The organism is Psychroflexus salinarum, assembly GCF_042677225.1.
In the GTDB taxonomy this organism is placed as follows: domain Bacteria; phylum Bacteroidota; class Bacteroidia; order Flavobacteriales; family Flavobacteriaceae; genus Psychroflexus; species Psychroflexus salinarum.
This window is the reverse complement of sequence record NZ_JBHTIV010000002.1, coordinates 75,052-87,372: the sequence shown is the minus strand read 5'-3', so window position 1 is coordinate 87,372 and position 12,321 is coordinate 75,052. Positions and strand designations below refer to the sequence as shown.

Here is a 12,321-nt window from a genome sequence, read left to right as displayed (position 1 = left end):
TTAGTTCATAGAATCCTTCAGCCTTTCAAAATAAAGGTCAAAATCAATACCGTTTGAAATTATTCTCTTCTTCGGTTTAAAATCTTCAGAAAAAATGCTTTTTTGTGTTTCATGTTTAGAAAAGTCTATTTGAGATAAATCACTCAAAGAATGGATAAAGCTACTTAAAGAATATGGCCTGTCCGGCTTAAATTCAAAATTATATACTGAATCAAATTCAGGAGAAGTCCACAGAAAAAACGGGATTTCAAACATAGATTTTGTAGGAATATCTGATGAAACATGTCCTACAAACTCTCTTTCAAAAAAAACTTCTTCGCCGTGGTCTGAAAAATATAGTACATAACTTCTATCATCCTTTGCCTTTACTTTTTCTATGATGCTATGTATCAAAAAGTCTAAGTACACAATAGAATTGTTATAGTGGTTGATAAGTTCAAAATTTTCTTTAGAAGGAAAAGGGGTCTTGGGGTTATCTTGAAATTTCTTGAATTGATCTGGATATCTCAAATTATAATTGGAATGCGTTGCTAAAAAATTAATGACTATAAATTTTTTAGAAGCTTCGTCTTCCAGGGCCTTATCTAGGTATGGGAGTAGTACTTCGTCAAAAGGTGTTACAGAACCCCAACGTGTAGTATTGGTGTAGATATAATGGTCTGAAGCTTTGGAAACTTTGGTAAGGAAGGTTTCGTACATTCCTATTGGCATTTGATTGGATAACCAATAAGTTTTAAACCCAGCTTGATTCATAAGTTGAATGACAGAAGATTCAGTTTTATTTTGAAAATCTTTAAAAATAAGTGCATCTTCCAAGGATTCTATAGTGTGAGACTCTGAACTTATAACATCATTATAAATCAATAATTCTTCCTTCATCTTAGAGAGCAAAGGAGTAGTTTCCCTTTCATATCCATAAATGCCCAATTGTCTTCTGGTGGTTGATTCCCCTATCAAAAGGACAAAGGTGTGAGATTCTGAATTTCCTCCGAATGTAACGTTTTCAAAATGACCAAGCCTCTGATCTAAATTTAGATCAGAAAATTTATAAGTTTCGTAAACATAACTTAGTGTTCCTTTCAGTACTTGAAAGGGAAAGTTGGCTACAATATAACCACTCCATTTGAGCCCAACTACAAAAATTATAATGAGTCCTATTTTTAAACTAAAGGGAAAATTTTTCGACAAAACCAAGGCAGGTTTTTTGATTTTTATAAAATACGAAATCAAAATAACCAGCAACAATCCACTGAAAATTAATAGTTTAACATCAATATAAAGATTTAAGAATTCTGAAATTTCAGCTGTATTGGTTTCAAAAAAAATAAAAATAGAAGAAGCCGAAAAATAGGTACTGAACAAATAGAAAAAGGAGGTTTCAAACCACAAACCATAGATAAAAAAAATAAAGGCTAGTGAATTTAAAATGGCTTTTGCTTTTTGGATTTTAATCATACTTAAAGCAAGCCATATACAAGATAAATACACAAAATGCTCTACCAAATTCTGGAAATTATACCATCTAAAATCAGCAAATAACAATTCGAACAGAAAACTAATCCATACAGGAACTATCCAAAACAGAAAAGGCTTGAGATTAATCTTCATTTCTTAATCGTTTAAGTTTCGAAATTGCTTTCACGCCCATTTGATAAGCTCTGATTTGACCAAAAAAAGATATATGAGTATGTCTAAATAGAAAAAAAACATATTTTACTAACCATAAATACACTAAGTTATTGTATTGTATAAATTTGTATGCTGTGGTGGCTTCTAAAATAGAAGCAGCACTTAATTTTAACCCAGACGTTAAGCCATTATGAATGCAAATAGGTTCAGCCACATAGGCAACTCCAAGACCCTTTTTTAAAATTTGATGTCTTAGAACTTGCTCTTCAGAACAGGGGAAAGTAGCCCCTATTCCAAAACGCTCATCAAAACAAATTTTATATTTTCGAAAGACTTCTGACTTAAAAGTCATTTCAAAAGAAGTTAAAAACTGTTTTGTTGATTTTATATAACCCCCGTTTTTAGGATAAAATTTAGTGAACTTTTTATGTTCATCCAAAAATTGAAACGAAATCAAACTTGCTTCTGGATAGGTTTCATAAGCTTTTAGAATAATCTGTTCAAAGCCAGGTAAATATTCAATATCATCATCTGCAATTACTAAAATATCTCCTATTGAATTTTCAATGGCTAGATTTCGACTTTTACTCAACCCAAATTCTTTAGAATTGATAACTCGAATTCTTTTATCATGAGAAACTAATTCTTTATCAAGTTTAGTTTGGTTGATGATAAGTAATTGATATTGCTCTAAGTCCAAGACTGGAAACATCGCTTCTAAGAACGAAAGGTCTTTTCTGTTCATAGTAGAAATCAAAATCTCCAATGCTGGGTTGGTTTTCATTACTGATTATAAATAAGAGGCTTCCTAAAGAGGAATAAAATAATTAAAAAATAAATAATGTATGTTATTGCATGACCTATAACTACACCTAGCAGGCCGACTTTGGATATAAAGTATAAGGCTGAAAAATATAGACTTAGGGCTAAAAATAAATCCGTAAGGATATAATGCCACATCATTTTTTTGGCGTGAAACTGATACACCATGACCAAGGCTAAAACTCTGAAAAAATCTCCAACCATTTGCCACAAAAATAAGTCAGTTGCTGGTATAAATTCTTCTGAAAAGATTAAACGTACAATCCAATCTCTTAGTACATAGACGATAAGCAAACCCAAAATAAAAATGGGCAAAATTTGTTTATAAAATGAAAAAATAATGTCTCTAAATTTTTCTTTGGATTGGGCTTCTGCAAGCTTTGGTAAAATATATAAATTCAATAGCGACAACACAAAGAGCAAATAATAATTTGATATTCTTTGAGTGGACTCCCAGAAACCAGCTTCTGCCTCGCCAATAGTATCTATCAAAAAATTACGAATTCCCAGATAAACAAATGGAAAAGTAGCGCTAGAAATAAGAGTCATAAATGCAAACTGACCCAAATTCCTTAGCATGGGTGTGGAAAACTGGCTAAACGAAAATGCCATTAGTTTCTCAGAATAAATTTTTACGTGATATAATGTAAAAAAAAGCATTGCAGAAGGCACTAAAACGACAGCTAATAAGGCGCCCTCTAAACCTTGAATATAAAGTAAAATAGCAAATAATGTAAGATTCAAAATATGAGAGGCTATATTTATTTTGATCACTTTATTGAATTCACTAAAGCCTTTCAAAATGGCCATCAAATAAATATTCATCACATGAAGTGGTAATACAAATGCCAACAATTTGATTACAAAAACAAAATCCTTAGAACTGAAAATAAGCGCATTGATATATTCAGAAAAAATAAAAATAAAACCCATTGTTAAAACACAAACGGCAAATCCTACCCCTATTAAGGTTGACAAAAAAGGAAAGAATATTTTTAAATCTTTTTTATATTCTGCGGTATATTTTACAACTGCGTTATCTAATCCACCTGTTGAAAACTTTTGAAACAGTTCTAGGCCATTTCTCATGTTCCCCAGTAAAGCAATGCCTTGTGGACCAAGATAAAGTGCCGTGAGTTTAGAAACGCCTAAGCCAGCTATCATTTTAACTACCACCGATAGACTGTTGAAAGAGCTAACTTTCAAAAAAGTAGATTGCTGGATGACAGTTTTTAGCCGTTTTATCACGTTCGAGTTGGATCTTTTAATTATCGAAATTACAATTTTAAAAGACATAAGTCTTTTTTTTGAAAAAATTGAATCTCATAAATAAAATGACTTTACACATGTCTGCATAAAGCCATTCTTATAAAAGGATGAAGGTTTTAAATCTATTGAAAGTAAAAACTGTTCGGTGCTGTATTTCCTACGGTTTTTTCAGATAGAAGCTGACCAGATGTAGAATACACGAAGACCGTTCCATTGGAAGCAAAGTCCCCAGCATCACCCACATAAATTTGATCATCATTTACATCAAAACCATAAAACGATCCAAATGCTGAATCACTACCATAATCAAAAATTGGAACTGATGACAATTCTGTAGCATCTAAAGCGGAAGAAAAAGCTTCAGTTCCTGAGGTATAGTAAAACTGGTCATCAACAACTCTCAAATTTTGTATTGATGTTAAGTTTTCTGGTTTTTCAAAGAGCGCCTCAACTTCAAGATTGTCCAAATTTATTTTTTTTACTCCTTCAATATCTAAAATGAAAAGATTCCCTTCGTACAGTTGCATAGAACTCAATTCTTCGCTAACAGTAAATGTCTCAACTATAGTATTGGATCTAGTGTCGAATTCAGATATTCTATTGCCACTGCCAAAAGCTGCATTTTGTATAAAAAGTTTACCATTGTAATTGACTATCTTTTCAGAAATTGCTCCTACTATTACAGTTTGCTCTACTTCAAATGTTTCAAGATCGATTATTGCTACAAAATCATCTTCAGTAGTTGTAAAATCTGCCTGATTGGTAACATAAGCTTTTCCATTATGAACAGTTCCATATCTCGGAACACTAAGGTCTGAATCTATAGTTCCAATCAATTCAAATGTATATCTATTCACAACTGTGATGATGTTCGAGCCATTTGAAATAATAAAGGCTTTGTCATCATCAAAAAATATAGACTGTAAAAACAATCCTAATCCTTCTCCTGCATTTACATCTTCAAATATAGAATTGTCGATTTCTTGTAAATCTTGGCTCAAAAATGAGACAGAGCCTCCTGCACTGGTACCTTCATTTAAAATAAGGGTTCCGTTTGCAAAATCACCATCTGGAATAACTTGACCTGAACTGTCATCATCGCTGCTACATGAGAAGATGATTATTGAGAATAAGGCTAGAAATACGGTTGAATACTTGTTCATTTACTTTTGTTTTAAAAATTAATTATCGTTTGAATAAAAAAATGCCTGCCCGGCAAGGGTCTGTTTTCTGCGGTTTGGTAAGCTATATCTCCAATATTTTTGACTTGAGCTGATAATTTTAAATTTTGAAGATTTGGAAATGCATAGGAAATCCCAGCATTCCAAAGCCAATAATCCTCCAAAACATCACCCGCACTGTTATTGGATCTTGTAAAAACTTCACCGTTGTATAAATTTTGAACATCTACTGAAAATCGGTCAATGTTATAAGTCAAGCTATTGGTGACTTTATGCTTTGGCACATACGTAAGTTGAAAGCCAGTTTGTTTATTTTCAGAAATCGTATAGGCATAGAGCGATCTCAAGTCAAAAGTATGCATACCAAACTCATAACTGCTGCTTAAGTTGGCTTCGAGTCCATAAGTTTCGACTTCATCCACATTTTCGGGTTGCCAAATATTAGTTGAATTAGGAATCCAACGAATAAGATTGGTAATGTCATTGTAATACCCAGTAAACGATAATTGCTGTGTATTGTTAACATCTGAAAGTATGACTGAAGCTTCTACCTGATTAGAAGTTTCTGGAAGTAAATCTGTACTTCCGCTTCCCTCCCAGTACAAATCATTGAAGGTTGGAATTCTAAAGTTTTTAGACACATTTGCCTTGGCTGAAATCACTTCTGAGAACTTATAATTCAAGCCTCCGCTAAATAAAAATGGACTATCGTAAACATCTGAATATTCCTGTCTTACACTTACTTCTGAAGTCAATTTTTTCCAATGGTGTTTGGTCAAAAAAGCAAAACTGGCAATGTTTCTGCTCTCAGATAAGACATTATCTCCACTTGCAGTGCTATAATTATATTCTGTGAGAATGTTGAAATTAAAGTTTTTATAAGGATAAAATATACTATAACGGGCAAGAGCAGTTTGAGCTGAGGCTCCTGTAGGTCTTGGATTTCTGGAATCTGAAGTATATTCAAAAAACTCATCAAAAAAAGCAAGTTTTAGGACAGAAGTTACTTTAGAAAACTGACTTTCCCATTCCAAAAGATGTCTGTGGTCTTCGTTGAAATAGGCCGATGGTGGATCTGATGGAAATAATAACGAGAAATTTCTATCGCCGTTGAAATACATCCCGTGGTAAGTTATTCTGTTGTTTTGATTCAGTTTTCTGGCTATACTTAAATTAGCATTATAATGTTCAAATTGACCATTTAAGTTTTGTCGTGAGGTCCCGGGCCAATCGTAGTCATTTTCAGAAGAAAGTCGGGATAAAGCCAAGGATAAACTCCATTTATCATTGGAAGTTGAAGCTTTTAATAAGTTTTGATAAGTTGAAAAACTTCCTGCTCTTGCGCTTAGAGTTAGATTGGTTTCTCCATTAAATCTCATCTTGTTTTTGAGATGAATACTCCCTCCTATTGCTCCTGTTCCATAAATCACACTTCCTCCACCAGGTCTAACAGAAAGCTCATCAAAACCATCAACAAGTAATGTATTGAAATCGGTCTGACCATTAAACTGAGAATTGATATTGAATCCATTCCAAACCACAGCTGTTTGCTGTGCGGTTGTTCCACGAAATGTTGGTGAAGACACCATTCCGAAGCCATTTTGCTTGAAGAAAATACTAGTGTTTTGTTGTAAAACATCAGTTAACGTTCCAGGCGAGTCTTGAAGATTTGAACTGGAAAAATTAAAAATAAGCTGACCTGTAGAAAATCTATTGATTTGACGATCTACTACAAACACTTCATCCAATTTCTGGATGGAATCAAACTGAGCGAAACCCAACGTTGTAAAAAGACACGCCAAGACGCTAAAAATTATTGAATACCTCATACACCACTTGACCTTTATCCCGAAAGTCTTGTTTAAAATTTACACATTGAGGCAGGTCTCCTGGCTTGCGTCTTTGTTCAACCTTCCCATCCTACTTTGAAGAACAGTGGTTATGAAGTTGAGGAACAAATCATACACTTTTAAGGCGTACTTAGCTTACAGTTGCGGGAACAGCTTTCGATTTTCACGAAATTCCCTTTTAATCATCAAAAGTTGAAACAACCTTTGAGAACCAAAATGCATTGCAAAAGTATACATTTCTTAAAGAAAGCATACCATTTCTAACTCGAATTTCAAAATTCTGAAAATTAGTGATGGATTACATTCAAAATAATTAATCATACTTTTGTCAAAATTTCAACTCAAATGAAACCACTATTAATTTTTATTGTCATTTTATGTTTTTTTGCTTGTAAAAAAGTAGAAGAGTCCACTACTAACAATAAAAACTATACTGAGGTTGAAATTGAATATGCTAGTGGATTTGAAATTCATAAATATTCTGGATTCACAAAGGTGATTGTGAATTCTCCTTGGCAAAATGCTAAAAAAGATTTGGTTTATGTATTGGTCGAAGAAGACGGTAAAATTCCTCAAAACGTAACTTACGATGCTAAAATTCAATTACCGATTGAAAGCCTGGTCACTACATCTACGACCCATATCCCCTCTCTTATAACCCTTGACAAACTGGATAAACTTGTAGGTTTCCCAAATCTCGATTTCATCTCTTCTAAAGAAGCTAGAAAATATATTAAACAGGGAAAAATAAAAGAACTTGGGAAAAACGAAGTTTTAAACACTGAGATTCTTTTGTCTGTAAAACCTGATGTAGTTTTTAGCTTTGCTATTGAAGGGCAAAATAAAACTTTAAAACAAATTCAAAAATCAGGAATACCAATCATTTATAATGGAGATTGGCTAGAAAACGATGCCTTAGGAAAAGCAGAATGGATTAAATTTTTTGGTGCATTTTTGGGTAAACTAGAACTTTCTATCCAAGCGTTTAATAATGTAAAAGAAGATTATATTTCCTTGAAAAAAATAGCTGGATCAGCAGAAGAAAACCCTAGTGTGATTTCTGGAGCCATGCATCAGGATCGCTGGTATTTACCCTATGGAACAAGCTGGAATGGTCAATTTTTTGAGGATGCCAATGCCAATTATATCTACAAGAACACTAAAGGTAAAGGCAGTGTAGCTTATTCATTTGAAAGGGTTTTGGAAGATGCTAAGAATGCAGAATTCTGGATTTCTCCCGGTCAGTTTACTTCCTACTCACAACTTTTAGAAAGCAATATTCATTATCAAGAATTTAAAGCGTTTTCAGAGAGAAATATATATACAATGGCCAGAACAACTGGCGAAACTGGTGGTGTTTTATTTTACGAATTGGGTCCAAACAGACCGGATTTAATTCTAAAAGATTTGATCAAAATTTTCCATCCAAAACTTTTACAAAACAAAGAATTCACTTTTTTTAAGCCCTTAAGCCTTGAGTAAATCATTTGTAAATCACATCTTATTATTCACCGTATTATTCGTTGGGATCGTTTTGAGCTTATCTTTGGGGTCAGTCTCCATTCCATTTCAAGATATTTTAAAAAGCCTGGCTGGTTTATCGATTGAAAACTCTACATGGGAATATATCATTGTAAATTATCGACTTCCAAAAACTATAACTGCCATTCTTATTGGGTCTGGCCTTGCCGTCAGTGGACTTTTAATGCAAACTTTATTTAGAAATCCATTGGCAGGACCTTATGTCCTTGGGTTGAGTAGCGGTGCAAGTTTGGGTGTTGCTTTTTTGATCATGGGAGCAAGTTTATTATCAGGATTTTTAGGTGAGTTTTTATTTTCAAAATGGGCTATTATATTATCGGCTAGTAGTGGGAGTTTACTTGTCATGCTGGCAGTGCTTTCTACCGCCCAGCGAGTAAAAGATACCATGACTTTACTTATTATCGGATTAATGGTTGCAAGCCTTACTTCTGCAATAGTAAGCGTTTTAGCTTATTTTAGCAGTTCTGATGATCTTCAGCTTTATATCTTTTGGTCTTTCGGAAGTTTAGGCAATTTATCCTGGCAGGAAGTTGGAATTTTATCTCTTTGCTGGTTTATCGGATTAAGCTTTGCCGTTTTTTGTCTTAAAAATCTCAATGCTTTATTGCTTGGTGAGAATTATGCCAGAAGTATGGGAGTTCAATTGAAAAGAAATCGAATTCTTATTATTATTTCAACTTCTATTTTAGCTGGAAGTGCTACTGCATTTGCTGGTCCTATAGCTTTTGTAGGATTGGCTGTGCCGCATCTAGTAAGACAACTTATCCCTACCAACGATCACAGAGTTTTATTGCCAAGTATTATTTTGGGCGGAGCAATACTGATGCTATTATGTGATATTATTGCCCAATTACCAGGAACTGAGAGTACATTACCTATAAATGCAGTCACCTCAATATTTGGTGCTCCAGTGGTGATTTGGCTTTTATTAAGGAAACGCAAACTCAATTTTTAATATGTCTTCTGAATTTAATCGCGATAAAATTTTACTCTCTACTGCTTCTTTAAACATTGGTTACAAAGAAAAAAAAGGCGTGATATCTATTGCTGAAGCTATTAATTTTGAAATAAAAGCAGGAGAACTTGTAGCTCTAATAGGTGTCAACGGCTCAGGTAAATCTACATTACTAAAAACTTTATCAGGTCAAATCCCTTCCCTGTCTGGAGATATAAAAATTGACAGTCAATTCTTATCAGAACTTCATGATAATAATTTGGGTGCATTTCTAAGTCTAGTTTTAACCAACGAACCCGTTTCCAGACAATTGACGGTTATGGAATTGGTTGCTTTAGGCAGACATCCCTATACCAATTGGCTGGGGCATTTAAGCGAGCAGGATATTGAAAAAGTCAATAAAGCATTAAGCCAAGTGGATTTGATTCAGAAGAAAGATAAATTGTGTGATTCATTGAGTGACGGGCAATTCCAAAAAGTATTAATCGCCAGAGCATTGGCTCAGGATACTCCACTGATTTTGATGGATGAACCTACAACTCATCTTGATATGTTTCATAAAGCTTACGTCCTACAATTGCTAAAGTCTATCGTAAAAACTTCTCAAAAAAGCATTCTATTTGCTTCACACGAAATTAATCTAGCACTTCAGCTGTGTGATAAAATCATCTTGATTAATGAACAGAAAGTGAGTTTTGGAACTCCTTCAGAATTAATTCAGAGAGGAGCTTTCAGAAGCTTATTCCCGGCAGATTTCATTGTATTTGATGAAGTCACTAAAACATTCAGAATGAAAATAAGTGATAATCAATGACGATTAAAGAGTTTCCGCATAATGAAAACATGAGGAAACGTTATGGCTGCTATAAATGCAAATAGTAAGGACAAGAAATTTTTTGTGTCCTTAAACAGCCAAACAACAACTGCCATGCCTATTAAGGAAGCCAACCAATATGGAAATGCTTTTTTGAAGTATTTAATAAAGTTTTTGATTTCAAACTTACCATATAGCGAATTGATCTGATCTTTTAGGGATGGTAAGCTGTGCCATAAAACAAAATAAGTGGCAAATCCCCATACTACATCACTTATGTAAAATAAGGCAGAAAATATAATCAAATAGAAAATATTCCGAAATGATGAGGCTTTTAAATCGGGATTAGTCCTGGATAAAATTAAGAAAAAACTCAAACTTATTATCAATGAAAAAATAAATACATAAAAAAATACAACTTCAGGAAAATGATGACCTGTCATATCTTCAATAATTACAATTACTTCTTTGACATTAAAATAAAGAAGCAGAAATAGCACCAATAAACCATAACATAAATAAAACAAAGTTGCTAAAGTGGATGCCTTATTCGAAATTTTATGATGAAAATGCTGTTCCCCAAAATGGTATCCACTTATAAGTATAAAAGCAATTAATGCAATTGAAGGGATGAAATAAAATAGAACAACAAATCCTAAGACGATGCCTAAATAAGTAAATAAAGATTTCAGAAACTGGTTTTGTTTATGCTTTTTACTTAATTTTTCTATAACAAAAAGATCATTAGAACCATGTAAAATTCCAAAACTAAATATCCCTAACAAAGCTATAAGATACTGAATATTAGATTTTAAAATCAAGGAACCCGATAAAGCTAAAAAAGTTAGTATTATTATGTAATTATAAAATTTAGTGTTATTCTGTTTCATATAATGCGAAAATAAATTAAAAAATTTCTTAAATACAAAATTAGTTGTTTAATTTTTACATACATTTGGTTGAACAAACTTAAATAATTTAATACTATGAGAACTTTTATGTACTTAATGGCTGACGTCTCAAAGATCGCAAATGACGACTACGTTGGTTTTACTTTTTTTGTAGGTAGTATGGCTATGATGGCCGCTTCTGCCTTCTTCTTTTTATCATTGAGCCAGTTTGATAAAAAATGGAGAACGTCAGTACTAGTATCTGGTTTAATTACTTTTATCGCAGCAGTTCACTATTTCTACATGAGAGATTACTGGGATGCTTTTGGAGAATCCCCTACATTCTTTAGATATGTAGACTGGGTATTGACCGTACCACTTATGTGTGTTGAATTCTTCTTAATCTTAAGAGTAGCTGGCGCTAAAAAATCGTTGATGTGGAAATTAATTTTCTGGTCAGTGGTTATGCTTGTAACTGGTTACTTTGGAGAAGCTGTGCAGCCAGATTTATCTTGGCAATGGGGTCTAGCTTCAGGTATTGCTTACTTTATTATTGTTTACATCATTTGGTTTGGTGAAGCTAAAAAGTTAGCAACCTCAGCTGGAGGAGAAGTATTGAAAGCACACAATATCCTATGTTGGTTTGTACTTGTAGGATGGGCAATCTATCCAATAGGTTACATCTTGGGTACACCTGGAGGTTTATTTGGATTTGATTTTGGTGTTGATGCATCTTTTATGGATGTTGTTTATAACATTGGTGATGCAGTAAATAAAATAGGCTTCGGTCTTGTCATATTTGCTCTAGCAACTAAGTCTTCTAAGTAATAATGTGTTAATATATTTAAGCCGAATCTTCACGATTCGGCTTTTTTTATGTTTAAATTTTAATGAATTGCTTTTTCAATGTCTTTAAATCCTAACTTATTAGCATGATCTTTAGCTGTAAGTCCATCTTGATCTTTAATAGTTAAGTCAGCTTTGTGCTCAATTAATAATTTGGCGACATCTAGCCTATTAAAGCTTACCGCATATATTAGGGCTGTAGCTCCATTCTTATTGGTTAAGTTAATATCAGCATCATTATCTAATAGCAATTTCACCATATCAAGATTTCCTTTAAAACTTACCCCCATAAGGGCAGTATTTCCAGTGACATCTTGAGCATCTACATCAGGGTTATATTCAAGTAGTTTTTCAACTATTTGCAAATTATCCATATAAGTTGCGAAAAGTAATGGAGTAAAACCCCTTTCATCTGTCATATTAATCTGGGAAGGATGTTGCTCTAAAACTATTTTCACTTCTTCCAAATTTTGACTTTTTACTGCATCTATTAATTTCTGTTGGGACATAAATAAAATTTTTA

General features: G+C 33.2%; 11 protein-coding genes and 1 riboswitch. Of the genes, 4 read left to right on the top strand and 7 right to left on the bottom strand.

Annotated features, from left to right (window positions below; genetic code table 11):
* The 5 genes from ACFQ0R_RS00420 to ACFQ0R_RS00400 all read right to left on the bottom strand — a co-directional run bounded on the left by ACFQ0R_RS00420 (position 1) and on the right by ACFQ0R_RS00400 (position 6,730).
* Positions 1 to 1,608, bottom strand: coding sequence for a sulfatase-like hydrolase/transferase (locus ACFQ0R_RS00420; protein WP_379656393.1), 1,608 nt, complete (start codon positions 1,606 to 1,608; stop codon positions 1 to 3).
* Positions 1,598 to 2,413 (bottom strand): glycosyltransferase family 2 protein, encoded by an 816-nt coding sequence (locus tag ACFQ0R_RS00415; RefSeq protein WP_379656392.1) that lies wholly within the window; start codon positions 2,411 to 2,413, stop codon positions 1,598 to 1,600. The genes ACFQ0R_RS00420 and ACFQ0R_RS00415 overlap by 11 nt, the downstream gene beginning before the upstream one ends.
* Positions 2,413 to 3,747, bottom strand: coding sequence for an O-antigen translocase (locus ACFQ0R_RS00410; RefSeq protein WP_379656391.1), 1,335 nt, complete (start codon positions 3,745 to 3,747; stop codon positions 2,413 to 2,415). Before ACFQ0R_RS00410 ends, ACFQ0R_RS00415 begins: the two co-directional genes overlap by 1 nt.
* Before the next feature lie 95 nt (positions 3,748 to 3,842).
* Positions 3,843 to 4,883: a YncE family protein gene (locus tag ACFQ0R_RS00405; protein WP_379656390.1), complete on the bottom strand. Its 1,041-nt coding sequence runs from the start codon at positions 4,881 to 4,883 to the stop codon at positions 3,843 to 3,845.
* An 11-nt stretch (positions 4,884 to 4,894) separates the two neighbouring features.
* On the bottom strand, positions 4,895 to 6,730 hold the full coding sequence (locus ACFQ0R_RS00400) for a TonB-dependent receptor plug domain-containing protein (RefSeq protein ID WP_379656389.1): 1,836 nt from the start codon (positions 6,728 to 6,730) through the stop codon (positions 4,895 to 4,897).
* Positions 6,731 to 6,763: 33 nt separating this feature from the next.
* Positions 6,764 to 6,982, bottom strand: a riboswitch (cobalamin riboswitch).
* Positions 6,983 to 7,096: 114 nt separating this feature from the next.
* Between ACFQ0R_RS00400 and ACFQ0R_RS00395 the strand changes: the two genes are divergently transcribed.
* From ACFQ0R_RS00395 to ACFQ0R_RS00385, 3 genes are read left to right on the top strand one after another with little or no spacing between them, the layout of a single operon-like run.
* On the top strand, positions 7,097 to 8,233 hold the full coding sequence (locus tag ACFQ0R_RS00395) for an ABC transporter substrate-binding protein (protein WP_379656388.1): 1,137 nt from the start codon (positions 7,097 to 7,099) through the stop codon (positions 8,231 to 8,233).
* Positions 8,226 to 9,248, top strand: a complete 1,023-nt coding sequence (locus ACFQ0R_RS00390) for a FecCD family ABC transporter permease (RefSeq protein ID WP_379656387.1) — start codon at positions 8,226 to 8,228, stop codon at positions 9,246 to 9,248. The genes ACFQ0R_RS00395 and ACFQ0R_RS00390 overlap by 8 nt, the downstream gene beginning before the upstream one ends.
* A 1-nt stretch (position 9,249) precedes the next feature.
* Positions 9,250 to 10,062 (top strand): ABC transporter ATP-binding protein, encoded by an 813-nt coding sequence (locus ACFQ0R_RS00385; RefSeq protein WP_379656386.1) that lies wholly within the window; start codon positions 9,250 to 9,252, stop codon positions 10,060 to 10,062.
* Here ACFQ0R_RS00385 and ACFQ0R_RS00380 read toward each other — a convergent pair.
* Complete coding sequence (locus tag ACFQ0R_RS00380) at positions 10,056 to 10,952, bottom strand: Brp/Blh family beta-carotene 15,15'-dioxygenase (RefSeq protein WP_379656385.1); 897 nt, start codon at positions 10,950 to 10,952, stop codon at positions 10,056 to 10,058. The genes ACFQ0R_RS00385 and ACFQ0R_RS00380 overlap by 7 nt on opposite strands.
* 96 nt (positions 10,953 to 11,048) lie before the next feature.
* Between ACFQ0R_RS00380 and ACFQ0R_RS00375 the strand changes: the two genes are divergently transcribed.
* Positions 11,049 to 11,780 carry a bacteriorhodopsin-like gene (locus ACFQ0R_RS00375; RefSeq protein ID WP_379656384.1) on the top strand — a complete coding sequence of 244 codons (732 nt, stop codon included), beginning with the start codon at positions 11,049 to 11,051 and terminating at the stop codon, positions 11,778 to 11,780.
* A gap of 59 nt (positions 11,781 to 11,839) precedes the next feature.
* Here the strand turns inward: ACFQ0R_RS00375 and ACFQ0R_RS00370 are convergent, their stop codons facing one another.
* Positions 11,840 to 12,307 (bottom strand): ankyrin repeat domain-containing protein, encoded by a 468-nt coding sequence (locus tag ACFQ0R_RS00370; protein WP_379656383.1) that lies wholly within the window; start codon positions 12,305 to 12,307, stop codon positions 11,840 to 11,842.
* Positions 12,308 to 12,321 lie beyond the last annotated feature (14 nt).

Excerpts from the sequence above, each read along its gene's own strand:
- ACFQ0R_RS00420 (WP_379656393.1), bottom strand. The coding sequence starts at position 1,608 with ATGAAGATTAATCTCAAGCCTTTTCTGTTTTGGATAGTTCCTGTATGG.
- ACFQ0R_RS00380 (WP_379656385.1), bottom strand. The coding sequence starts at position 10,952 with ATGAAACAGAATAACACTAAATTTTATAATTACATAATAATACTAACT.
- ACFQ0R_RS00395 (WP_379656388.1), top strand. The coding sequence starts at position 7,097 with ATGAAACCACTATTAATTTTTATTGTCATTTTATGTTTTTTTGCTTGT.
- ACFQ0R_RS00415 (WP_379656392.1), bottom strand. The coding sequence starts at position 2,413 with ATGAAAACCAACCCAGCATTGGAGATTTTGATTTCTACTATGAACAGA.
- ACFQ0R_RS00370 (WP_379656383.1), bottom strand. The coding sequence starts at position 12,307 with ATGTCCCAACAGAAATTAATAGATGCAGTAAAAAGTCAAAATTTGGAA.
- ACFQ0R_RS00385 (WP_379656386.1), top strand. The coding sequence starts at position 9,250 with ATGTCTTCTGAATTTAATCGCGATAAAATTTTACTCTCTACTGCTTCT.
- ACFQ0R_RS00375 (WP_379656384.1), top strand. The coding sequence starts at position 11,049 with ATGAGAACTTTTATGTACTTAATGGCTGACGTCTCAAAGATCGCAAAT.
- ACFQ0R_RS00405 (WP_379656390.1), bottom strand. The coding sequence starts at position 4,883 with ATGAACAAGTATTCAACCGTATTTCTAGCCTTATTCTCAATAATCATC.
- ACFQ0R_RS00400 (WP_379656389.1), bottom strand. The coding sequence starts at position 6,730 with ATGAGGTATTCAATAATTTTTAGCGTCTTGGCGTGTCTTTTTACAACG.
- ACFQ0R_RS00410 (WP_379656391.1), bottom strand. The coding sequence starts at position 3,747 with ATGTCTTTTAAAATTGTAATTTCGATAATTAAAAGATCCAACTCGAAC.